This is a genomic window from Lactobacillus helsingborgensis, assembly GCF_003173695.1.
In the GTDB taxonomy this organism is placed as follows: domain Bacteria; phylum Bacillota; class Bacilli; order Lactobacillales; family Lactobacillaceae; genus Lactobacillus; species Lactobacillus helsingborgensis.
Genome location: NZ_CP029544.1, coordinates 1516122 through 1540616, shown reverse-complemented (window position 1 = coordinate 1540616; position 24495 = coordinate 1516122). Strand labels below are relative to the sequence as shown.

Annotated in this window: 22 protein-coding genes and 1 tRNA gene; 18 read left to right on the top strand and 5 right to left on the bottom strand. The window is 36.4% G+C overall.

The window, feature by feature from the left end; all coding sequences use genetic code 11:
• Positions 1-102: 102 nt before the first annotated feature.
• The 3 genes from DLD54_RS07390 (at position 103) to DLD54_RS07380 (ending at position 2622) form a co-directional block, all read left to right on the top strand.
• Positions 103-594 carry a C40 family peptidase gene (locus tag DLD54_RS07390; RefSeq protein WP_109918771.1) on the top strand — a complete coding sequence of 164 codons (492 nt, stop codon included), beginning with the start codon at positions 103-105 and terminating at the stop codon, positions 592-594.
• A gap of 231 nt (positions 595-825) precedes the next feature.
• Positions 826-1548 (top strand): C40 family peptidase, encoded by a 723-nt coding sequence (locus DLD54_RS07385; RefSeq protein ID WP_109918770.1) that lies wholly within the window; start codon positions 826-828, stop codon positions 1546-1548.
• Between the two features lie 153 nt (positions 1549-1701).
• Positions 1702-2622 (top strand): C40 family peptidase, encoded by a 921-nt coding sequence (locus DLD54_RS07380; protein ID WP_109918769.1) that lies wholly within the window; start codon positions 1702-1704, stop codon positions 2620-2622.
• A 78-nt stretch (positions 2623-2700) separates the two neighbouring features.
• Here DLD54_RS07380 and hflX read toward each other — a convergent pair whose 3' ends face one another.
• The 4 genes from hflX to DLD54_RS07360 form a co-directional block, all read right to left on the bottom strand.
• Complete coding sequence (hflX, locus tag DLD54_RS07375; protein WP_046327597.1) at positions 2701-3981, bottom strand: GTPase HflX; 1281 nt, start codon at positions 3979-3981, stop codon at positions 2701-2703.
• Positions 3982-4221: 240 nt separating this feature from the next.
• Positions 4222-5790 (bottom strand): hydantoinase/oxoprolinase family protein, encoded by a 1569-nt coding sequence (locus DLD54_RS07370; protein WP_109918768.1) that lies wholly within the window; start codon positions 5788-5790, stop codon positions 4222-4224.
• A 15-nt stretch (positions 5791-5805) separates the two neighbouring features.
• Entirely contained in the window at positions 5806-6906 is a 1101-nt protein-coding gene (locus tag DLD54_RS07365; RefSeq protein WP_046327595.1) for an S-methyl thiohydantoin desulfurase family protein, read from the bottom strand.
• Positions 6907-6909: 3 nt separating this feature from the next.
• Positions 6910-8259, bottom strand: a complete 1350-nt coding sequence (locus DLD54_RS07360; protein ID WP_109918767.1) for a purine-cytosine permease family protein — start codon at positions 8257-8259, stop codon at positions 6910-6912.
• A 467-nt stretch (positions 8260-8726) separates the two neighbouring features.
• On the opposite strand from DLD54_RS07360, the gene DLD54_RS07355 reads away from it, so the two are divergent.
• The 13 genes from DLD54_RS07355 to DLD54_RS07295 all read left to right on the top strand — a co-directional run bounded on the left by DLD54_RS07355 (position 8727) and on the right by DLD54_RS07295 (position 21666).
• Positions 8727-10163, top strand: coding sequence for an MFS transporter (locus DLD54_RS07355; RefSeq protein WP_109918766.1), 1437 nt, complete (start codon positions 8727-8729; stop codon positions 10161-10163).
• Between the two features lie 134 nt (positions 10164-10297).
• Positions 10298-10585 (top strand): type II toxin-antitoxin system HicB family antitoxin, encoded by a 288-nt coding sequence (locus DLD54_RS07350; RefSeq protein ID WP_046327593.1) that lies wholly within the window; start codon positions 10298-10300, stop codon positions 10583-10585.
• 335 nt (positions 10586-10920) lie between these two features.
• A complete protein-coding gene (locus DLD54_RS07345) occupies positions 10921-11487 on the top strand; it encodes an aldose epimerase family protein (RefSeq protein ID WP_109918765.1) in 567 nt (188 codons plus the stop codon).
• 100 nt (positions 11488-11587) lie between these two features.
• Complete coding sequence (locus tag DLD54_RS07340) at positions 11588-12709, top strand: LCP family glycopolymer transferase (RefSeq protein ID WP_109918764.1); 1122 nt, start codon at positions 11588-11590, stop codon at positions 12707-12709.
• Positions 12709-13329 (top strand): glycerol-3-phosphate acyltransferase, encoded by a 621-nt coding sequence (locus DLD54_RS07335; protein WP_109918763.1) that lies wholly within the window; start codon positions 12709-12711, stop codon positions 13327-13329. The genes DLD54_RS07340 and DLD54_RS07335 overlap by 1 nt, the downstream gene beginning before the upstream one ends.
• A 35-nt stretch (positions 13330-13364) precedes the next feature.
• Complete coding sequence (locus DLD54_RS07330) at positions 13365-16337, top strand: LTA synthase family protein (protein ID WP_109918762.1); 2973 nt, start codon at positions 13365-13367, stop codon at positions 16335-16337.
• A gap of 267 nt (positions 16338-16604) precedes the next feature.
• Positions 16605-17870, top strand: coding sequence for a tyrosine--tRNA ligase (gene tyrS / locus DLD54_RS07325; RefSeq protein WP_109918761.1), 1266 nt, complete (start codon positions 16605-16607; stop codon positions 17868-17870).
• Between the two features lie 99 nt (positions 17871-17969).
• Positions 17970-18359, top strand: a complete 390-nt coding sequence (locus DLD54_RS07320; RefSeq protein WP_109918760.1) for an NUDIX domain-containing protein — start codon at positions 17970-17972, stop codon at positions 18357-18359.
• 72 nt (positions 18360-18431) lie between these two features.
• The gene (locus DLD54_RS07315; RefSeq protein ID WP_109918759.1) at positions 18432-18770 is read left to right on the top strand and encodes a heavy metal-binding domain-containing protein; all 339 of its coding nucleotides are present in this window, start codon (positions 18432-18434) and stop codon (positions 18768-18770) included.
• Between the two features lie 63 nt (positions 18771-18833).
• Positions 18834-18906: transfer RNA gene (locus DLD54_RS07310), tRNA-Thr, on the top strand.
• A gap of 303 nt (positions 18907-19209) precedes the next feature.
• Entirely contained in the window at positions 19210-20055 is an 846-nt protein-coding gene (locus DLD54_RS07305; RefSeq protein WP_109918758.1) for a hypothetical protein, read from the top strand.
• 43 nt (positions 20056-20098) lie between these two features.
• On the top strand, positions 20099-20689 hold the full coding sequence (locus tag DLD54_RS07300) for an RNase H family protein (RefSeq protein ID WP_109918757.1): 591 nt from the start codon (positions 20099-20101) through the stop codon (positions 20687-20689).
• A 323-nt stretch (positions 20690-21012) separates the two neighbouring features.
• Entirely contained in the window at positions 21013-21666 is a 654-nt protein-coding gene (locus DLD54_RS07295; protein ID WP_109918756.1) for an HD domain-containing protein, read from the top strand.
• 34 nt (positions 21667-21700) lie between these two features.
• On the opposite strand, the gene DLD54_RS07290 is transcribed toward DLD54_RS07295, so the two are convergent.
• Entirely contained in the window at positions 21701-22234 is a 534-nt protein-coding gene (locus DLD54_RS07290; RefSeq protein WP_109918755.1) for a methylated-DNA--[protein]-cysteine S-methyltransferase, read from the bottom strand.
• Positions 22235-22418: 184 nt separating this feature from the next.
• On the opposite strand from DLD54_RS07290, the gene DLD54_RS07285 reads away from it, so the two are divergent.
• Together DLD54_RS07285 and DLD54_RS07280 are read left to right on the top strand one after the other, a co-directional pair.
• Complete coding sequence (locus DLD54_RS07285) at positions 22419-23099, top strand: TIR domain-containing protein (RefSeq protein ID WP_109918754.1); 681 nt, start codon at positions 22419-22421, stop codon at positions 23097-23099.
• Between the two features lie 199 nt (positions 23100-23298).
• The gene (locus DLD54_RS07280; protein ID WP_109918753.1) at positions 23299-24390 is read left to right on the top strand and encodes a BMP family lipoprotein; all 1092 of its coding nucleotides are present in this window, start codon (positions 23299-23301) and stop codon (positions 24388-24390) included.
• The last annotated feature ends 105 nt before the right edge of the window (positions 24391-24495 follow it).

Here is a 24495-nt window from a genome sequence, read left to right as displayed (position 1 = left end):
AACATTAAATGTTTAAGATAGAAAATGTCGAATAAAAAGAGTGAGTAATTTTATATACGACTTGCTCAGTACGGAGAAATTTGTCTAGAAAAGAGCCTAATTTTGAAACACGGACACCAAAAGAGCTTAATCAAGCTTATAACTGCTATAGTTTTATTTTTTACAAGTGCTGCTGGCGCTACTGTAGTGACTGCAACTACAGCTAAAGAAGTCAGTGCCAGTGCGGTAACTAAAAAAAGGACAGCTGTGGCCACACTTGCCAAAAAGCAAGTTGGCAAAGGTTATGTGTATGGTGCTACCGGCCCGTATTCATTTGACTGCTCTGGTCTGGTGCAATATGTTTACAAAAAGGCTGGTAATAAAGTTTTACCAAGAACCACTTATTCACAAGTAACTCAAGGCAAAAAAGTTTCACTTAAAAAGTTAAAGAAGGGCGATTTACTTTTCTGGGGTTCTTCTGTTTCTCCGTATCATGTTGGAATTTATGTTGGCGATAATCAATTTGTTCATGCTGCAACACCAAGTCAAGGTGTTTTAAAGCAATCATTAAGTGCGTACTTTTATCCATCGGCTGCTAAAAGAATTCTAGAGTAGAAATTTAATAATTTTCCCGTTCGACCAATAATTCATATTTACTTCTATAAATAACAAGAACATTTTAAATCAGGTCCTTTATCATATAAATTCGATGGAAGGGCTTTTTTACTTACTAGTATTATTATTGTAACCTTCTTGTAATAATCTACGAGTAAAATTGATTTTGTAACATAGAAGTAGAATTGAATTGTCTAAAACATTTAATGTGATGACGGGAGGATATTGATTTTGAAAGTAAAAAGTAATTGGGTAAAATTTACTACTGCAGCAGCTCTAGCAGTTACTGGGTTTGGCGTTTTCAACTTAGCTAATTCTAATGCTACAGCTGCGACTGTTAAAGCGGCTACGAAAAAAGTAAAAATCAATTATGTCCCTGGTTATGGCATTAATATATGGGATAATTATGAAAATCCTAACTTTACTGGCGAGCGGATTAAACACGGAAAAACTGTTGCCGTTTTGAGCAGCGCTATTGACCAAAAAGGCAATACTTGGTATCAAATTGGCGAAAATCAATGGATCCAAGCTCGCTACACAGTTAAGCCTGGTACCAAAATCAAGGCAGTTTCTCCTCAGAAAAAATCTGTCAAACAAGCTGAAAAAGTTGTTGACTTGGCTAACGCTGAAGTGGGTAAAGCTTACGCTTGGGGTGGCAATGGTCCTCAAGGATTCGATTGCTCAGGACTAGCTCAATATGTTTATAGTAAAGCTGCTGGCATGAATTTGAGTCGCACTACTTATTCTCAAGTTAAGGAAGGTAAAAAAGTTTCATTGCAGAACTTGAAGCCGGGAGACCTCTTATTCTGGGGTTCATCGACCGCCCCTTATCATGTGGGAATTTATGTTGGCAATAACCAATATGTTCATGCAGCAACACCAACTCAAGGAGTTGTTAAAGAAAATTTGAGTTCATACTTCTATCCATCAGTTGCTAAGCGTGTTCTTGACTAAGAATACGATTTGAGAAAAAACACTTAGAAAATTTCTAAGTGTTTTTTTATTGCAGTTTGATTAGTGTAACTTGATTAAATATCTGAAGCGGTTAAAATAAAATTGAATACTAATTTTTGATCACATTATACTACCTGAAGGAGAATTAATTTGATGAAGCGTAATTTTTGGAAAATGGGTCTTGCAGCAGCATTGACACTCACCGGAATTGGTGTGGCTTCACCACAGAAAATTGTGGATGCTGCTACGCTAAAAACTCCAGTTAAAAGAATAGAAATAAATTGCTTACCAAGTAAGAGCGTCAAAATCTGGACTAATTATGAGGGTGGACAGTTAATTAACTTTCGCGCTAAAAATAAAAGTAAGTGGAATGTTGCTAAAACCGCAGTGGATCGTAAAGGTAAATTATGGTACATGATTGGTGATAGTGAGTGGATTGAAGCGCGCTATACCAAAGAGTTAGAAGAACAATCTAATACGAAAACCGCTCAAGAACAAGTAAGAAAAACTGCTACCAAAAAGAAAATTAAAAAATCTAAGGCTAAGGTCAAAGCTAAGAAGGTAGTAAAGAAGGTACCAAAGCAAAAAGTCCAAAAACAAAAAGTAGTAGTACCTCAGCTTAGTAATGTTGTAAAAAAGAAAAGTAACAAAACTACTGCAGCTCCAACCATTACGCATTTGAGCAATAAGACTGCTTCTCCTAATACTTCTAAAAGGACGCAAGCGGTGGTCAACTTGGCAGAAAGCCAGGTCGGCAAAGGCTATGTTTGGGGCGGCAATGGACCGGACAATTTTGATTGTTCCGGTTTAGTGCAGTATGTTTATAACCAAGTTGGTGGCGTTAGTTTACCGCGGGTGACAACTGATCAGGTCAAAGTAGGCGTAACAGTGCCTATGGATCAATTGCAGCCTGGTGATTTGCTATATTGGGGGTCGGCTGACGCGCCTTACCATGTCGGTATTTATGTCGGCAATAATCAATATGTCTGTGCTGCGACACCGGAGCAGGGTGTGGTTTTGCAAACAATAAGCTCTTACTTTTATCCTTGTGTTGCTAAAAGGGTAATTGCTTAGAAGAGAAGTTCCCATAACTTTGGCAGTACGTGTCGTTAAAACAAAAAACTTCTTACAGTGTGTAAGAAGTTTTTTAATTTAGACAATATAATTTGAAAATCTATTCTGTTGTTCTGGAGCTAAACGAACAGTCACATGAATGCCGTCGTTTTGAAAATTTTCACTGATTACTTGTGCATTTTCATGTAGATAAGACAGTGTTTTACCATCTGACAGTGGCAATAGCAACCTGGTTCTTTTGTAATTAACAAATATTCTTTTTGTAATTAGATTGGCTAAAGTAGTAATCGACTTAGGATCAGTTGCGGAATATAGAATATTGCTGCCCTCAATTTGCGGATAATTTCTTTCTGACTTATCGGCTTTATTGTAAGCAGTAATCATAGGGGTGTTTTTGATGCCAATTTCATTCAGAACATTTTGTGTAGTGCGGATCATTTGAATCATATTTGGATCAGATGCATCTACAACATTTATTAGTAAATCGGCATCTCTTACTTCTTGCAAAGTAGCCTTAAAAGACTCAACTAAGTTATGAGGCAACTTTGAAATAAACCCTACTGTATCAGAGAGAATAAAGCTAAAATTGTTATCTAACTCTATCCGCCTGACATTAGTATCTAACGTAGCAAATAGCATATTTTTAACAAAAACCTGCTTGTCACTATGTTTAGAAAACTCTTGTAAAAGCCCATTCATCGTGGTTGATTTACCAGCATTCGTATAGCCAACCAAAGCAACTTTGGGGATATTATTTTGGTTACGCCTTTTGGCTTTTATTTCTTCCTGCTGGGAAATTTCTTTTAATTCATTCTTGATGATGGCAATTTGTTTGCCAATAGTTCTTCGGTTTAACTCTAGTTTTGATTCGCCCGCACCCCGGTTGGCAAAACCACCGCCAGTGGAACCGCCGTTTCCTCTTTGCTGGTCTAAATTATTTTCAGATGGATGCAACCGAGGCAGTTCATATTGCAACCGTGCCAGCTGCACTTGTAATTTTGCTTGTTTAGTGCGAGCTCGCTTTGAAAATATTTCTAAAATTAGTTCGGTGCGGTCAATTACACGTAGTTTAGTCAATTTTTCTAAATTGCGAATTTGAACTGGAGTCAATTCATCATTAAGGATAAGTACTTTTGCCTTTAAGCCGCGTGCCATATCTTTTATTTCATTAATTTTACCCAGACCAAAATATGTTCCAGCTACTATATGCTCTGCATTTTGCCGTGCTTGTCCTACTACTTCCATATTGGCAGCTTCAGTCAAATTAGCAAGTTCAGTCATATAATAATCAAAATTAGAATCGTTTAAGTTAACCCCGGCAATAAAAGCTTTATTTTTACGTGGAGTGTTTTCAATCATTTAATTCTCTTTCTATATTAATAAATAGTTATGGGAAAATTTATTTTAAAATTCAAAAATCCACATAGTTCATTCTTCTTTCGCTCATTTATTAGTTTAATTTTAATACAAAATAGCTGCTTAACCAAACTTTCTAGTAGGGATTGAAGATAGGCAAATAGCAAAATTAGGCTAAAAAGAAAGCTGAGTGGTTTTTAAAAACCATTCAGCTTAAAATAAAAAAATTTTTAATAATAAAGTCTAGGCTTCTTTTGCATTATCAATTTCACCGATGACTTTAGCTTTAACCCTAGTTGTTTCTCCTGGAGCATAGGCAAGTGGCACCTCGGTCACTTCAACTACTTTAATAGTATCGGCTTTTGCACCAGCCATTATTGCTTGCTGCCCTGCCTGTTTTTCTACATCAGATAATGCATCCGAGCGTTTAACATGAGCATATTGGTAAACTTTCTCATATTCACCACCAATGCTGGCAATTGTAGCACCAATAGCGTTCGCAACACCGCCAAAATCACTTTTTGTAATGTGTTTAACTCCTTTGAGAGTTTCAGGTGCAATAATTGACCCTCCGCCAACTAAGACTACTTCCACATCTTCGGCACTTGTTTTCATCTGATCAATACCATCTTCTAAGATAGCAGCTATCTTTCTCATAGCTTTTTGTGCAGTATCTTCATCAATCGACTCTACTAACTTAGGATCACCAATTTGACATAGTCCAAGACGAACAGCAATATCAGTTGTTGTTAACGTATCACCGCCAAAAACGAGGGCCTTTTCGGTAATAGCATAACCTACGCTATCAGGACCGACAGTAACTGAGCCATCATCACTGACGCGCACAATTGTACCACCACCAAGTCCAACAGATAATACGTCAGGCATTCTAAAGTTAGTACGAACGCCACCTACAGTTACAGCCTTTGAAGATTCACGGGGGAAGCCGTTTGTTAACACGCCAATATCAGAAGTGGTCCCGCCAATATCAACTGTTAAAGCATTTTTAATTTTAGATAAATAAGCTGCACCGCGAATGCTGTTAGTTGGTCCGCTACCGATTGTTAAAATAGGATACTTAGCAGCATATTCTAATGACATCAACGTACCATCATTTTGACATAAGTAAACAGTAGCGTTAGTAATTTTTTCATCTGCCAATGCGTGTGAAAAACCATGAGTAACGTTTTTGATAACTTTGTTTAAAGCAGCATTCAAAATAGTAGCGTTTTCTCGTCCGATCAAGCCGATGGAGCCAATTGAAGATGAGATAGAAACGGGAAAGTCAGAGCCTAAGATTTCGTGAGCTATTGCACTGACACGTTTTTCCTGATCATCGTTAATTGATGAGAAAACTCCAACTACGGCTAATCCATCTATTTGACCTTGCCATTCAGTGAGCTTAGTACGCACTTCTTCTTCTGAAAAAGGCACAATTGGATCGCCGTTAAACTCATAACCGCCATGTATTAAAGCATATTTGTTTGACAGAATTTGCGTAATATCTTCAGGCCATTCTGTATAAGGCAAGACAGACGCGGTTGCGGGATAGCCAATTCGCAGGATACCTACTTTACCGAGATTTTTACGTTCAACAATTGCATTAGTGGCTTGAGTTGTCCCCAGCATTGCCTGTTTTATTTGCTGAACATCAATATTCTTACCATTGACAACTTTATGAATAGCATTTTTAATACCAGTTTCAATATCTTTGGTAGTATGGGTCTTAGCTGAAACAAGTACGTTTAATTTATCATCCAATATTACGGCATCAGTATTTGTACCACCGACATCAATTCCTAATTTATACACCTAATTTTCCTCCTATTAATTGTTGTATTCTGCGTAACGTTTTTCAATTGGAACATAATCAACATCGTACTTGAAATACCGCGGTCCTACGAGTTTTATGCCGGCTTCGGTGCGCCATTTTTCATTGGCTGGCAAGCCCAGAACCATAATCCGTTTACCATAACGGACTTCTTCATTTGTAATAGGAAGCAAAGTGTCAATATCAACCATAGTGATTAAATCGGGAACGGTTGCCAAAATTTTGCCGTCAAGCTGCATAATAATATTTTCGTTCTGGAAAGAAATCTTACCAGTTTGCCCCTCATTTTCATTAAGACCACCCAAAGTAATTTCACCAAAGTTAAATCCACCCTTAGTGACATGTGAAATATCCGTGATTTTAGCTGTCATCAGTTTATAACCATGAGTTAAATGCAATAATTCACTTAACGCACTGTCAACGGAGTCGTAATCATTGGCATGTTGAATTAACTGCCCAATTTTTTGACTCAAATCAACGATGTTCAAAACTCCAGCTTCACGTATCTGTTTACCAGTTAATGAATCACTGGCGCTTGAAGAAGTAGCACCCACTTGCACCGTGAAGTTACGACCGATACGCTCAGCCCAGAAAGCATCAGGAGTATTAATTAGTGAAGTATTCCCCCGCTCATCTGACAAAACCATAGGAGTTACTGAATGTCCTGCTAAAACAAAAGTTGACATTTGTAATTCTGGGAAAGCCCGTCCCATTCCGTCAGCATCTGCAATCGGCAAGTCCATATTGGCGGCTGCAACGATTGGCATCATCGAATTGATACCACCTGCTTCAATCGGAAAGGTACCATAAATTTTTTTGCCATAATATTGCTCAAAAATTTTAAAAGCATTCACGAACTCATTTCCATTAGGAAATTTTTCCATTGAAACTGCTGGAGCCCCAATATTTGAGGCTGAAACAAATAATTCGTCATCCGGAAATTCGTCTGGTGCAAGCAAAGTCACTGGACCATGTTTTTTAATGGCTGAAATTGCCATCAATTCGCCAATAAACGGATTGCCTCCACCACCTGAGCCCAGCAAAGAAGCTCCAATAGCAATTTGTTTTACATCCTTAATTCCTATTTCTTTACTCAAAATCTATTCCTCTATCCCTTTATTTTTAACTATTCGCTGATCAACTTTTCTAACTAAAAGACTACCTAAGTAATAGACCAGCCCTGAACTAATAAGAACATTTAAAGACTGCACCCCCCATGTAACGAATTGACCGACTAAAATTCCTATTATCCAAGCGATAACCGTCATTACAGGTAACTTAGCAGAAGTTTGGGGCAACTCTCCTTTAGCCCGACTTTCGTCTAAATTTTTGCGGTCGGTTTTTAAAAGCCAGTAGTCAACAAACATAATGGCTGCTATTGGTGGGAAAACAACGCCTAGTACTGTCAAAAATCCTTGAAATTTATCAATTAAGCCAATAACTGAAAGAATTGTTCCTAATATACCGGTAATGACAGTCATAACAGATCTGTTCAAACTCACTTTAAAAACTTGCCTAAAAAAGTTAACGACATTTAAGCTGGCAGAATAAAGATTCATGTCATTAACTTTAACTGATGACAACACAATTAAAGCAATTCCCAAAGCTCCTGTTAATTGGTAAATAATAGGCATAATTTCTTTTGAGCCAATCGCGTGAGCCATTAACACGCCAATGACATTGACGCCTAATTCACCCACAATCGTACCGATTACACAAACCCAAAAAACATCGCGACCGTTTTTAGTACGTCTGGTTATATCAGGCATGATGATTGCGCCAACGATAAAATTACCTGTAACCATTGTGATCCCAGCGCCCATGCCCATTGCGGCACCGGGAGCAGCCATTGTTACTAAGTGACTGAGGCTGTTGCCTTTAAGCATATTGTAAGTGGCAAAGCCCATTACAATAATAAAAGCTGGAATTGAAATGTTGGTGGTCCAACTTAGCCCCTTGAAGCCGAAAATAACAGAAAAGGTAACTAGCAACCCTGTAATAGTAGCAACCAGCTGGTAATTAATATTACTGTGAGTAATTGTGTTCATTATCTGTACCACGCCTTGAGCAAATACAGAGTTCTGAATGCCAAACCAGCCAATTAAACTAATTGCAAAAGTTAAACCAACGATAGCTGAGCCAACTGTGCCAAATCCAGCCCATTTTGACAAAAGACTGGTAGGTAGGCCCTCTCTTTGACCGGCTAAACCTAAACCAAATGAAATGAATTGTAAGATGACACTACCCAAAATAGTGGATAGTACAGCGTCATGAAAAGTCATTCCGTATCCTAGCTCTGCACCAAGCATGAATTGACTTAAGGCAACAAATCCTCCGATTTGTACCATTAACACTTTCCACATCGGATCACGTTTGTCTTTAGGGAAACGTTGTGTAGAGTAGTCATCGTATGTATCTTCAATTGTGGAATTATTATTTTTTTCCGCCATAGACTTCCTCTTTCTAAAATAACAATAAGTTTATGATGAACAATATAGTCACCGTATTATTAGAATAATTATTATTTGCTAATTAATATCTAATGTTTTTGAGTATAGATTAGTAGTTAATTAAAGTCAATGCTAATTTTTGCTTAGTTTTCAATTGTTTTTAGTGCTAATTTGTAGTAAAAAATAATAATTGCACAAATAATCATTTTTAAAAATCTATTAATAAAATTTGAGACTGTGTTTGAACAAAATTCAACTAATATTATTTTATTTGAGCTATTAATTTAGCCAAATAAGATATTACAAAATCTAGTCCAAACTTTATTTTGACTGTAAGTCGAGACATTCTTCATGTTGCAAAAACAACTGCATAATATATGCAGTTGTTTTTTACTTGGCAGCTGAGAAAAAAAGAGTATAATTCAAACTATTAAGGTACCTAACTAAATTGAAATGGAGATAAATAAATGACACAAAAAATTAGTTATCAAACAGATATCAAGGTACAAAAAAATCGGTGGTGGATACTAGTTGCAGTTGGGCTTTTTACATTTATGTCAACTTTAGACGGCACAATTGTGAATATTGCTTTACCCGTAATTAGTAGTGATCTGCACATCCCTATGAGTCAGTCAGAATGGGTTGTTTCCTTATATTTAATTGTGGTTTGCAGTTTTATCCTGTTTTTTGGGAAGCTAGGTGACATATACGGTAAGATTAAGATTTTTCGTCTAGGCGCAATTTTCTTCATTGCTGGCTCGTTATTATCAGGTTTCAGAATTAATTTGCTATTTTTGCTGCTAGCAAGGGCTATTCAAGCATTTGGAGCTGCCATGACTATGGCAACCAACAACGGCATTATTACTGAAATTTTTCCAAGTACTGAAAGAGGCAAGGCTTTGGGAACTATTGGCTCCTTTGTAGCGCTGGGTTCAATTGCAGGTCCTGGTCTAGGAGGATTGATATTGAGTCGCCTGTCTTGGTCTTATATTTTCTGGTTAAATGTTCCGGTAGGATTGGTTGCCGCAGTTATTGGTGCAATCTTTTTACCCAAAGACATTACATTTACCAAAACCGCGCTGGATAAAACCGGTTCTTTCAGTTTTGCTTTAGGCATGATTACACTGTTTGGCGGCATTTTTTTAGGACAGCAACTGGGTTTTGGCGCATTACCCGTAGTTATAATGCTATTAGTGGGACTAGTTAGTTTTGTCTGGTTTGTGTATGTCGAAAATCATGCAGCCAACCCTTTATTACAATTTAAGTTGTTTAAAAATCCAGATTTTTCTGTTAGCCTGCTTTGTGCGTTGTTAATTTTTATTACGAATTTTTTCTTTAATGTGGTTACACCTTTTTACTTAGAAAGTGCCCGGCATTTGTCTCCAAGTCAAACCGGTTATATTTTAATGATTTTACCTGTAGTACAATTGTTTGCGGCTCCAGTGGCAGGTTCTCTTTCTGATAAAATCGGGCCCAAATTAATTACCTTTATCGGATTAGTTTTGCTGTTAATCAGTCAAATTGGTTACATGCTGTGCAACTTAAAATCTTCCATCTGGCTCTTTATAATAAGTATTGCAATTATGGGACTAGGTAGTGGAATATTCAGTTCACCCAATAACTCGTTGGTAATGGGGTCAGTTGAGCAGAAAGATTTAGGTGTTGCCGGCAGTATCAATTCCTTGTCACGTAATTTAGGTATGGTTATCGGAATATCTAGTGCTACTACGGTATTATTTGCGGCAATGAGTATGGCAAAAGGCAGTCGGGTCACGACTTACTTGCCTAAGCAGCCGGAGATTTTCATTTATGGTATGCACGTAGTCTTTAATATTTCAATGATTATTTGCTTTATTACGGTCATTCTAAGTGGTTGGAGACTATTTAAAAAGAATAATAAATAAAATGTAAAAAACGTTGAAAAGAACATTTTTTCAGCGTTTTTTTGTGCAAAAGAATAATTTTTTTATAATTATTTCTTCTTTTGGCTATTTTGGGTATATTATGATAGAAGAAAGCGCAAATGAGGAGGTTTAGGATGAACCATAAAGTTGTGACGTATCCGGCTATTTTTAAGCCACTGGAAAATGATATATATGTGATTAAATTTCCTGATGTTAAAGGAGGAATAACAGAAGGACAAGGTTTACGTGAATCAATGAAGATGGCTGCTGACACCCTTGCCAGCCGTTTGTACAACAAACAGATTTTGCCTAAAGTCAGCAAGATTAGTGATATTGAATTACCAGATGATGGTTCCTTTGTTGCACCAGTTTCTGCAGACTTAACTGAAGCCTCGCGTGATCGTATTAATTACGAAATATAATAGACAAAAAAAGCATCCCAATTCCTTGGGATGCTCTTTTTATTAACTTGTTCCAAAAACTTTTATAATTTTCGGGAACAAGTTAATTATAATATATCTAAATTGATTTTGCTAATAATTTTAGCTTCTTTTATTAAAAAGTGCTTTCAAATAAGCTCAAAATGAAAAGTAAATAAAAAGAGCATTTTTTATACCACTATTAAGCCAGCGGCAGTATAATCTTTTTTCATAAAATATTTATTTATCATAATTATACCGCCTTAGATTTTAACTCAAATTGACAGCAGCATTATTTGAGTGCTATTTTTGAAGAAGAAAAAGTTTGGGAGTAAAATATGCAAATAATTGAGAGTTCAGTTTTGCGGATTGCCGTTTCTGAGAAGGGTGCAAAGCTAGTTAGCCTGAGTCCGCAGAACGATCAAAAAGATTTTTTTAAAGATGCTGAAAAACAAAAAGCTTTGAACGTCAGCTTTGAAGGAGCGGACCAAAAAGAAAATTGGGCTGAATTATTGCCGTGGACTATTGTTGATAAGGGAGATTCACGTGTAAGCTTGGCCTTAATAGACGATGCTGCTAGTTATAAAAAGTTTCCCTTTCATTTTGAAGTGATTTTAACTTATGCTATTGATGGGAACAAGGTAGATATTAAATTTTATTTGAAAAATAATTCACATAAGGATATGCCATTTTCAGTAAAATTTACAGTATCTCTTTTTGATGATTGGTCTATCAAAGCTAATGCAAATGAAGTTGAAGTGGTTAAAAATAAGTCTAAATTGGCCTTTTCTTCAACGGATTTTATTATTACTAAAGAAAATAACGAAGTGACTGCAGTACGCAGCAATTCAATTCTCACTAGTGATAGCGATGAGAATTTAGTGTTAACCTTAACCTTGAGTTAAACATTGTAATATTTTTAATAAGGTGTGTAACAAACCGACAGCGGCTTGTTTTTTTGCTATAATGTACTCATTGTAATTAAATTTTGGGTAATAAAAAGTTATGGATCACAACGATAATCATCCGAGTCAAAGTCGGGTTGAATTACATGAGAGAGATTACCATAAAAAGAGACGTCTTCTGGCCTGGGTGTTAAGTATCACAGCTCTTTTAATTACGGCGATTGGTGTATATTCAGCGTATATTTATTTTCGAACAAAAAATGCTGTCGATGATGCCTATGACAGCAGTAATCGTGTTCAAGTTAAAAATGGTGAGTTTGACGGAAAGAAAAAATTTGCGGTATTGCTGATGGGCACTGATACAGGCGCTCTTGACCGCGAAGAAAAAAATGGTAACACTGACACAATTATTATTGCAGTAGTTAATCCGCAAAAAAAGCGCTATACATTGATGTCTGTACCGCGTGATACAATGGCAGAAATGGTGGGCGCAGATGAATTTCAAGTAAAAAAAATAAATGCAGCCTATCCTATAGGCGGAGCTGCGATGTCAATGGCAAGTGTTTCAAAGTTGGTAAATGTACCTATTAAATATTATGCTCTAGTTAATATGAAAGGTATTATGCGCCTGATCCGTTATGTTGGTGGTATCAATATCAGGCCAACTCTTAGCTTTGAATATGGTGGCTATATTTTTAAGAAAAACCAGTTGACTCATATGGGTGGTGGTGGTGCTTTAGCTTATGCGCGCATGCGCTATGACGATCCGGCAGGCGATTATGGGCGCCAAAAACGTCAACGTCAGGTAATTACAACTATTATTAAAAAAGCAGTATCGCTGAACACTCTTACTAAACTAGATTCAGTCCTAGAATCAATCTCTGGCAGCGTTAAAACCAACTTACCCTTTGATGCACTAAGACAGATTGTTTTTAATTACCAAGATGCAACTAAGAACGTCAAAAATGATTACCTTCATGGTCACAATGCTACGATAAATGGTGCTTCTTACCAAGTGCAATCTACTAGAGAACTGCAACGCGTTTCCGACTATTTACGTGCTGAATTAGGGTTACCTTTGACCACGGTTAACAATAATGAAACTTATCAAAATAAGCGTAATAAAATTGCGGGCTTTGATTTTAAAAATCCTGATAGTCAAGATTACCAGATTTATGATGATTATCAAAACCAAAATTCTCAGGGAGAAGGTGACTATTAATAATGCGTTTGTGGTCGATCATAATTGGTTATGCGTTTGGCTGCTTATTGGCTGCGGTACTAGTTTGTCGTTTTGCTTTGAACCAAGATCCTACCCAAGTAGGTTCTGGCAATCCTGGAACGGCAAATGTGGGAGCCGTGTTTGGAAAAAAATGGGGCATAATCACTTGTTTAGGTGATATTCTAAAAACACTTATTTGTCTTTTAATTGTGCATCATATTTTTTCAAGCAAAATTGCTCTGGTATATGCTGGCTTAGGCTTAATGCTGGGCCATTGCTTTCCTTTTTGGGAGCATTTTAAAGGCGGCAAGGGCGTAACAGTAGCTGTTTTAGTAGCTGCCGTTTATGACACAAGAACAGCTGCAATTACATTATTAGTTGCCCTGTTTCTTTTAATAACATTACAAAATTTGACGGTTCCTCCGATAATTTTTATAATATTGTTCAGTTTATATGAACTAATAAAGATCAAAGAAGCCGGATTAGTATTATTGCTGATGACGTCGATTATGATTTTCAAATTCAGATCTGATCTACGTGACTTTTTTACTGGCAACGGCAAAAAAGTTGATGTTTTATACACAATTAAAAAGAAATTGGGTATTAAACGCGATAATTAATAGCAACATTTTTAGTGAGGAATATAACTAGAAATATGAGTAAAAACAAAAAATCTTTAAAAGCTATTCAGATAATTTGCTTATTAGTGGCAACTCTATTCATGCTCGTGCAAATGTTCAGTTTGAAAGGTATTGCTGCTAGGGCACACTATTCATTTGTCCGTTTTATGCCTAATATGTTGCATAATGCGACGTTAATGTTGGTACCCATGGTCTTTGGGGCTATTTACAGCAAGAAAAAAGAGAGTGTTAGTGAAAGTTTCAAATATTGGTTGTTAGCCAGTGTAACTTTGATTGTTTATTACATCTTTTTCTTCTTTATAGTTCCTACACGCTTTAATATGTGGCGCGTTTGGGGCATGTTATTCCCGATCATTACCAGTACCTCAGTTTTATTCTCCGGTTTGTTTTTTTGCTTGTTAATTCAACCGTATCTTTTTGATTTACTGCATAAATTAAATATTAAACAAAACCTGCTGGTACTAAGTTTATTAACATTATTAGGCTTTGCCCTAAGTGCTGGTAACCTATCTTTCCAATACTCACTTTATGGCCTATATCTTGTTTTGTTCTTTGCCTGGGGCATGTTTTTAGCTCATATCCACATTAGTAAGAAGATATTAACGCTATCTTTAATCAGCGGTTTTCTCTCCTTCTTCATTGTGGTGATTGGCGTTTCAGGCTTTGATGCGGTTTATTGGTCGCAGATTATTTCAGGTAATGGCGGGGGCGACTGGAACCGGGAATTTCTCAACAACCCTTCTTCGCCGTTTATGTTTTTACTAGTTGTAGCGGCATTTTTATTACTTAAAAAGGTAATTTTAACTTTTACTAAAACGCAAGCCCGCTACTTTATTCCAGTAATTATGATTATGGATGCGCCAATTTCTCCGAGATTTATGAACGCATTCCGCTTTACTGACTCGTCTACTATCAATAAATTGATCATGATAGTGGTTATGTTGGTAATCGTTGTCCTCTGGTATATGGTGCTAAAACGCTATTTATTCCAAATTACGCCATTTGCTAAGATCATTAATTATTTAGATAATGAACCTAATTTAGCCAAAATTTGTGAAAAAATCTGGTCAATTTTTACCAAATTTGTTATTACCAATCGGGTCAACTTACTTACTTGGGCTTGGTTCTATATCTTAAGTTTCGGCTCTTTTCTAATTGAATCAGATAATTTACGAATTCAAATAAGTACAGCTTCAACAATTAATGCGATAGTTTACCTTCTCGGCACTAAATTCTTTGCCATGATTTTGACGACTATCTTTCTTGATGCGTTGTTTTCCGTATTTTACTTTGTAACAACGCGTTACTGGACTTCAAACATTTTAGTAAGTTTGATTGCCATTGGCTGGGCTGTCGCAAATAAAATTAAGCTGCTACTTCGGGGAGAACCTATTTACCCGACTGAAATCAGTGAAATTGTTAACTGGAAAACCCTAATTCCAATGGTTGGCAAGACTACTGTCATTGTGATTTTAGTAGCTATAGTTATTGTAATTGCCCTTGATATTTTCTTGGAATGCAAAGTTCCTATTAAAAAGCGCGGCTCTTGGAAGAGACGTGGAATTTGGGCATTGCTCAGTTTACTATTGTTTGTAACGCCATTACGCTTCAATCATGATGGCGGAGTTATTTATCACATCAACCGTGGTTTTGATAATAAACAAAGATTCCGTAACCCTGAACGAGATATTCAAGTAAATGGGCCTGTTCTTAATTTCTTGAATTATATTGACTTGCAAATTATGGATCAACCCGAGGGTTATTCGGAAAAAAGTATTAAACAGCTCAACACCAAATACGAAAAAGTAGCGGCTAAGATTAATAAGAAACGTAAAAACGATCTTAAGGACCAAACCATTGTCTTTAACTTGAGTGAAAGTTTTGTTGATCCAAATACTTTCCCAACAATCAGGTTTGACCGTGATGTACCAAATCCAGTTAAGTTTATTGAGTCGATGAAGTCACGTTCCACATACGGCAATATGCTGAGTGCCGGTTATGGTGGTGGTACTGCCAACATGGAGTGGGAGACTCTAACCGGTTTGAATATGGGTATGTTCAAGTCTACTTTGACTCCTTATGTTCAAATTGTGCCGAACTATGATTTTTACCCAACAATAGGGATGAACTTCGATTATAAATCTGCTGTCCACCCATTTATTGGTACGTATTACTCAAGACAAGAAGATTATCATAGGTTTAAATTTGATAAGTTTATCTATGTTGGTTCAAAATATAAGGTTATTGACCAAAAGAAATTGGGTAAGAGTGGTTATAACTCTGACTTTACTACCTATGCTAACGGTCTAAAAGAAATCAATTCCCGCGATGGCGGACAGTTTATCAACCTGATTTCAATTCAAAACCACATGCCATATAACAATTGGTATCCAAATAACGAATACATGGGCAAGATTTCGGGAGAGTTATTCAAATCGCCAGCAGTTCGTGATCAAATGGCTACTTACGTTAAGGGAACGCAATACACTGACAAGGCAGTTAAGCAGTTTATCCAGCAAATTGATCAAATTAAGAAACCAATTACTTTAGTCTTTTACGGTGACCACTATCCAAGTATCCTTTCTCAAAGTTATACTGCTAAATACCCGGTACAAATGCACTCAACACGCTACTTTATCTATTCCAACAAATATGCGCGTCAACATGGTGCTAAAAAGAGACTGCCGCGTAAGGCAAATAATTTTGTCAGTTCCAGCGACTTTATCGCTATGATGCTTGAACAGACTGATTCTAAAGTGACGCCTTACCAGGCACTTTTGACTGAGGTACATAAGAGACTGCCAGCAATTACCATTAACTTTAAAGGCGATAAAGGCTTCGAATTAATTGGTCGCAAGGGTCAGGTAATTGAACCAAAATATCTGACTAAAAAGCAGCAAGAAATTTTAGCTGATTATGAGACCGTTCAATACGATATGACGGCTGGTAAAGCTTATGGTTTAAAGATTAAAGGCTTTTACAAGTAACAAATTGATATTGACTTATTAAGAAAAAATGAGTATTATCGTTTATAACAAATTTAAGTAGTATCACGATTCAGAGTTCAGAGAACTAGCGGTTGGTGAGAGCTAGGCAGGTCGTGCATGGCGAAATACGAGTAGGGTGGTTCCCGTATAGACCACAATTAAGGCACTTAGTAATAGTGTAAATGTGGGTGGTACCACGGCTAAAAATAACTAGTCGTCCCTAGATTCATCAATTGAATCTAGGGACTTTTTTGTTGGAGGAAAAAGATGGCAAACTTTGATATTTTAGAAGATTTAAAGTGGCGTGGAGCTATTAACCAGCAGACTGATGAAGCTGGACTGACTAAATATTTGCAAGAACATGATAACTTGGCACTATATTGTGGTACCGATCCTACAGGTGATTCCCTTCATATTGGTCACCTTATTCCCTTCATGATTTTGAAAAGGTTCCAACTTGCGGGCTATCACCCTGTGATTGTTATTGGTGGTGGTACAGGAACAATTGGTGATCCTTCAGGACGCAAATCCGAGCGGGTACTTCTTAGTGCTGAAAAATTGCATGAAAACGAAGTAGCTCTTACCAAGCAAATGGAAAAATTGTTTGGTACTGAAAACTTTGAAATCGTTAATAACGCAGAATGGCTTGATAAATTAAGTCTAATCGAATTTTTACGTGAATATGGTAAACACTTCCAAGTGAACAACATGATTAATAAGGATGTAGTTGCCAGCCGTTTGGAAAATGGTATTTCCTTTACCGAATTTTCTTACCAAATTTTACAGGCTATTGATTTTTACCAATTGAATAAAAACTATGGTGTCCAAATGCAAATTGGTGGTAGTGATCAGTGGGGCAATATTACAGCGGGAATTGACCTAATTCACAAGTTGATGGGTTCAGACAGACAGGCATTTGGTTTAACGATCCCATTAATGTTGAAAGCTGACGGTACCAAGTTTGGTAAATCTGCTGGTGGAGCTGTTTGGCTTGATCCTGAAAAAACCAGCCCTTATGAATTTTATCAATTCTGGATCAATCAAGATGATCGGGATGTAGTTAAATATTTGAAATACTTTACTTTCCTTAGCCATGAAGAAATAGACGATCTGGCAGAGCAAGTCAAATCAGAGCCGTGGAAGCGAACAGCGCAAAAGACACTCGCTAGAGAAGTAACAAAATTTGTTCACGGTGAAGAAGGCTTAAAAGAGGCAGAAATGATTACCGACGCACTGTTTTCCGGTGACATTAAGAATTTGTCGGTCAAGCAAATTGAGGAAGGGTTAAAGAGCGCACCAGCGGCTGAGGCATCGTCTCAGAGCAAAAATATTGTGGACTTTTTAGTTGATACCCAAATCGAATCTTCCAAGCGTCAAGCTCGTGAAGATGTGACTAATGGAGCAATTTATGTGAACGGAGACCGTGAGCAGTCGGTAGATTTTGAAGTTGATCCTGCTAAGGCATTTGATGGTAAATATGTCATTATTAGAAAAGGTAAAAGAAAATATACTTTAGTTACAATTAAAGATTAGTTTAAAAGAGGCAGTTACTATTTTCGCAACTGCCCTTTTTTAACTTCAATTAAGAGAGTATAATAAGAAACACATCATTTTTTAATTTAGGAGGGAAAAATGCGTGCACGGGTAATACTTTATAATCCAGAACATAAAGCATTTTTATTGATCCACAGGTTTAAAAATGGGCGTGATTACTGGGTGGTTCCAGGTGGTGGCGCAGAAGAAAATGAAACTCCGGTGGCTACTGCAATCAGGGAAATAGGAGAGGAATTGGATCTTCAATTAAAGCCAGCTGCTCTAACGCATTTTTTTACAAGTGAAGCAAACGAAGAATTCTTTTACACTGAAATACCGTACATAGTCGCACCTGCAATCAGCGGCGAAGAAAAGGAACGCTCAAGTAAGTCTAACGTTTATCAGCCAGAATGGGTGGCAAGTGCTGATTTAACTCAAATTAATTTAATGCCACCTGAAATTGCCGCTAAAATAATAACGGCAATTTGACAAAGAAGTGCTAAAACTTCATACTTTTCTGATATTAAAGCACTTTAAATTATCTTGATAGGAGAGTAAAAAATGGCTCGAAGTGATATTTTAGTAACGACTACCGAAAATATACCAGGTAAAAAATATGAAATTATTGGTGAGGTATTTGGTTTAACTACGCAGTCCAAAAATTTTGTTAAAGATTTTGGCGCAGGTCTCAAGTCAATGGTTGGTGGGGAAATTCGGAGTTATACCAAAATGCTTGAAGATTCACGCAGTCAGGCATTGGAAAGGTTACGGCAAAGTGCTGCAGATGTAGGTGCAGACGCAATCGTAATGATGCGTTTTGACTCAGGCTCGATTGGTGGCGACATGCAATCCGTTGTTGCTTATGGTACAGCTGTGAGATTTATTGCAGATAATGACTAGATATAGTATTATTTGAAGTATTCACTTCACGAGAGTGAATACTTTTTTGTTGAGTTTGATTTTGCCACTTTAGCTCAGGAGGTAGAGCACCGCCGTGGTAAGGAGGAGGTCCTCAGTTCAAATCTGGGAAGTGGCTTAATTTTTAATAACCTTAATTTATCAAATTATGATTTAGATAAGTGAAGGTTATTTTTTATTAATAATAATTGCTTTATCCAAAACTATTTAGGTCCTTCACTAAGTTGTAAAAAATTTTAGTAGAATTAAAGCCAGCAATGCTTTTGATGAACAATGCGTTAGGCAAAGTACAAATAAATGTGATTAATTGCTTTTTTATATTGCTTAAATTGCTAGTTAATTATATAACTAATAGTGTTAGGTATGTAATCTAATATAGGAAAAATTAAGTTATATCTTAAAGTAAGGAAGTTTATCTGCTATGAAGAAGATCAAATCAATCAAGAAACTGTTAATTGTGGGAGTGATGCTGTCCGTAGGCTCTGCTGCGCTAGTTGGCTTGAATTCTCAACCAGTTGCTGCCAAGCCGCTACCGCCTTTACCAGTTGCAACGACCAAGGATTTTAACAAGTTACAGAAGCTCTCTAAAAAACCTGGTGCTCATTATATTAAAGCAAGAAAGTGGTATGCCAGCTTTGTTCCTGGCGATAATGTTGAAGCATATCGCTATCTTAAATCACATAAAAGGACAGGAACTAAGTCTGACCCAGGAGTTGATGACTGGGATATTTTTGTAGGTGCCGGAACAATTGCTGGTAAACGTTATTTCATCAGCAATATTGAAAACAGAGATGGAAAAACAAAGTACATGATTCCAGCAGAGTATTGTCATGTGCCTTATGGCTACAAGTTTAAAAAAGGTCATGCTACAGTACATGATTATCTTGGTTCTTTGGCAAACGCCTGGAATGGTTACACAGAATTAGATAATGAATATGGTCGCGCATTTACCGAAGAAAATGTCATTTATAGTAATAAAGAAGATGCCACCTTTACTGTTACCCTCAAAGAAGATGGGCAGACACGTGGTAAGTATAAGGGCTTCTGGATTGGGCTTACGCCAATAAAATTTAGAGTTGACGGCACTGATACCTACGAAAATTATTATCCGCTATACAACTACGTGCCAAATGGTGAATTAGTTGTGAGTTATATTAAGACCGAAGATTTGAGTCAATTTAAACGGGCAACAGTTAAATATGATCACATTGGCACAATTACTAAGAGCCATAAATTTAAACCGGCTCATAAAAAGTTAGATATGTAGTTAATTTTAGTAAGAACTTTATCAAGAACAGAAGGAAAAAGCCATGAACGAGAAAATAGTCATAAAAAAGGACTTAGACGAAAAATCAATTGGTTTAAAAAATTTTTTGTTACAGCCATATGATGGTTTCGGTAGTGAAAATGAAGATTTTGCAGCAATCATATATGTTAAGGGTGGCTGCAGTAATGGAAATAGTGAAGCTAAAAGTGATGATAAATCTGCTTGGATGTATTATATTAAAACACCTGATAAGCAATATGAAGACCATTCCAATACCGAGTTAAAAGGATTTTCACAAAATAGAATGACTTTAGAAGCTATTATTCAAGCAATGACTGGATTAATTAATTTACAAATAGATAGACATAAATTACTTTTTGTTACTGATTACAATGATCTGTTTGGTGGTATTACAGAATGGGGTAAAAGTTGGCAGGAAAATAGATGGACAAGATCAAAAAATAAAAAAATCATAGATCTAGACGAGTGGTTAATTATTTTTCATGCAGTTGAAGATTATTTCTCAGGGAGTAAAGTGTTGTTTTATTCCAAATCAACTCCTGAATTCAGTGAAGGTATGAATCAGGTAACAGAGTTTGTGAATAGCCAAACTGGATATAAAACATCACATTAATGTAGCATTCTACTATTATTTATACCAAGCTTTGTTAGTGCATTTTGACTAATATGAAAGAAAGTTTGGTCAAATTAACAAAAAGGGATAGACTATTAAGCAAGTACTATTGATTACTATACTTTAGGTCTATCTTTTTTGTAGTCAAAAAAACAAAAATAGTTGCTTTAAATCAACTCTAAAGCAGGAATAATATGGTGGCATTCTAAAAAGTTAAAACTAGTGAGATATTTTAAAAGCAATGAGCATAAGAAAATTGTAATATAAACTTCTTTATTGCTAGTTTTAATAAAAATAATTTATTGATTGGGAAGGAAATTAATTTGGATTTAACTAAAGTTACTGAATTTGTCAAAAAGCAGCTGCAAGATGAAAAAACCGGTCATGATTTTTATCATGGTCAACGGGTAGCACATTTGGCCAGCAAGATGTATTTGCAGGACAATCCCGATGCACATACAGATAGCCGCATGGTCGCTATTATTCAAGCTGCAGGATATTTGCATGACACTATTGACGAAAAAATTTGTGCGAACCCTGACCAAGTTTTAGCTGATATTAAAGAATTGCTTCCCCAAGCAGGTTTTACCTCGTTAGAAACTAAAGATATTTTATTTACTATGCAACATATGTCGTTTTCCGCTAATATCGAGCACCACTATCAGTTACCAGTATCTGGAGAATACGTGCAAGATGCTGACCGCATTGAGAGTTTGGGTGCAATTGGTATTGCTCGTGCTTTTACTTACGGCGGCGCTCATGGCAATGTGATCTATGATCCGAAAATTAAACCACAGAAGCTTGTAAGTCACGATCAGTACCGTGAACACACAGAAACAACAATTAACCATTTCTACGAAAAATTATTTCATTTGGCTGACTTAATGAATACTGCTAGTGGAAAAAAAGAAGCACAAAAAAGAACAGAATTTATGCGTAATTATGTGACAGAATTTATGGCTGAATGGAATGTTTAAACTGCGTGTAGCCTCATGCAGCTTTTTTGCGTTTTTATAAAAAAGCCAATTGCTGAGAAAATTTAATTTGAGGATTTTCCATTTTTAGCAGCGCTCTTTTACGGTCTAAACCGCCAGCGTAACCGGTTAAAGAGCCATTGCTGCCGATTACCCGATGACAGGGGATAATTAAACTAATGGGGTTATGTTTGATCGCAGCACCGATAGCTCGTGCTTTATTTACTTTATCTTTTTGTCCTTTTTGCACGCGGTCGGATAATTCTTTATAAGTAACCAGTTCACCGTAAGGCACTTTTTGTAATTCTTTAAGTACTTGCTGGGAAAACACTGACACATTGGGCTTAATAGGAACAGTCTGTGGGTCAGGATTTTGACCGGCAAAATATGCAGAAAGCCAATTTAAAGCTAGTTTAATTGGTTTATTAACAGAACTTTTAACGCTGGTTAATTGGTAGTTGGCGCCAAAATATTTTTGATCGTTAAACCATAGTCCTAATAAATAATGCTGGTTGCTTAATAGCGTAATGCTGCCTAATTGAGATTGATAAAGAGTTTTATATAGTGTCATTCTTAATCCTTTATTTTCTTATGCATATAAGAGACTGCTTGTTAAATATGGTTATATACCAAAAGTCGATTTTCGTAAATTAGCTATATCATATTGTACTGATAGTTGCGCTCAATTACTATATAATAATTTTAGGTTTACACGATTATTGTCTGTATGATTAATTTAAAAGGAAAAATAAAAATTGGGTTATAAAATTTTTGTATCTTATAAATATCAGGATCATGATGTTGCCAAACTAGAAGGCGGTAAAAATCAGACCCCCAGAGATTATGTTGATTATTTGCAAAAAATTAGTTTCAGCGGGGATGACGTAAATAAAGCAGAAATTGCCAATGAAGATTACAGTGGACTCACAGATGAAGCTATCAGAAAATGTTTAGCAAAAAAGATTTGGGATTCGTCAATTACGTTGGTTTTGATTTCTCCCAATATGGTTAATCTTGCGCAGGCAGAAAAAAACCAGTGGATACCGTGGGAGATTGCTCAGTCACTAAAAACGCGGACAAAAATAGCTAAAAGGACTTTGCCTAACGCCATTATCGCAGTTGTACTACCTAATGTTTCCGGTAAATATAATTACTTTGTTAACTATTGGAAATATATTGACCAAAATAACCAGCAACACCTAGTACGCAACATATCAGTTAATCGGACTTTCAAAATCATTGCTCGGAATATGTTTAATCTCAAAGAACCAATGGTCGACTTTGTATCAGGTAAAAAAGTCTATCACGGAAATAGTAGTTATATAACTGTGGTCGAGTGGAATAAATTTATTAAAAATATGGATTATTATTTTAAAAAAGCAATTGCTATCAGAAATAGCATTGCAGATTATAATCTCTCAGAAAAATTAGATTAACAATGGATTAAAACATTTCTATACGAAAATTTTTGGATTTTTTCTTTGTTGTATACAAAAAAGAATAACATGTAGTTTACATTCATTTTCATGAAAAATGAGAACGTTGATAGATCAACACTCCATATTGTAGCCCATCTTTGACATAGCCACTAAATATGGTATGTTATTACTGTTGATATTTACAGGAGGTCAAAATATGAAGTCAAAAATCAAAAAAATCTTTTCCATTAGTCTAGCGGCAGTTGCAGCTGGTCTGGCACTGACAGCATGTGCAGGAAAAAAACAAGGTGGCAGCAATAATTCAAGTAATAGTGCCAAGCACTCAATTGCTTTAATTACTGATACCGCGGGTGTTAACGATAATTCTTTTAATCAGTCTGCTTGGGAAGGCTTTAAGGAATATGGCAAAGATCATCATCTTAATCGCGGGCGTAATGGTTACCAGTACTTTCAATCTGGTAGCGCAGCAGATTTTGAGCCCAATTTTGATCAGGCAAGTAAAGCCGGTTACCAAACGATATTTGGCATTGGCTATAGCTTAAAAGATGCTGTTAAAGCAGCGGCTAAAAAGAATCCGAAAAAGAACTACGTCATTGTTGATGAAGTAATTAAGGGGCAAAAGAATGTGGCCTCAGCTAATTTCAAGAGTGAGCAAGCTTCTTATTTGGCAGGTGTAGTTGCAGCAACGGAAACAAAGACTAACGTCATTGGTTTCATTGGTGGCGCTCACGGCAATATTATTGACTTGTTTGATGCCGGTTTTACTAAAGGCGTTCATGACCAAGCTAAAAAATTGCATAAAAAGATTACGCTGTTAAATCAATATGTAGGTGATTTCAAGAGTGCCGATAAAGAGAAGGCAATTGCGCAGTCGATGTATGCCAAAAAGGCAGATATTATCTTCCATGCTTCTGGTTTAGCTGGTAATGGTCTGTTCCAAGAGGCTAAGTCAATTAATCAGACAAGAACAGCTGCCAAAAAGGTTTGGGCTATTGGGGTTGATTCTGACCAATCTCATTTAGGCAACTACAAGGCTAAAGACGGTAAAAAAGATAACTTTGTTTTGACTTCAGTTATCACTGGTGTAAATGTAGCAACACGGGACATTTCTAATCGTGCATATAACGGAAAATTCCCTGGTGGTCAACAGTTAGTTTACGGTTTGAAAACTAATGGTGTTTCCATCAAACGCGGACAAATTAGTGAAAAAGCATGGCAATATTCGCGTCAGGCACGCACTGAAATTATTAAGGGTAATATCAAAGTCCCACTCCATCCAAGTAAATAGTTCGCAATATGCCAACATTTTTACCTATAAACAACCACAAAAAAATATATCTTGAATTAATACGTATTTTATTATAATATTGGTATTGAAAAGTTCGTATTTTGT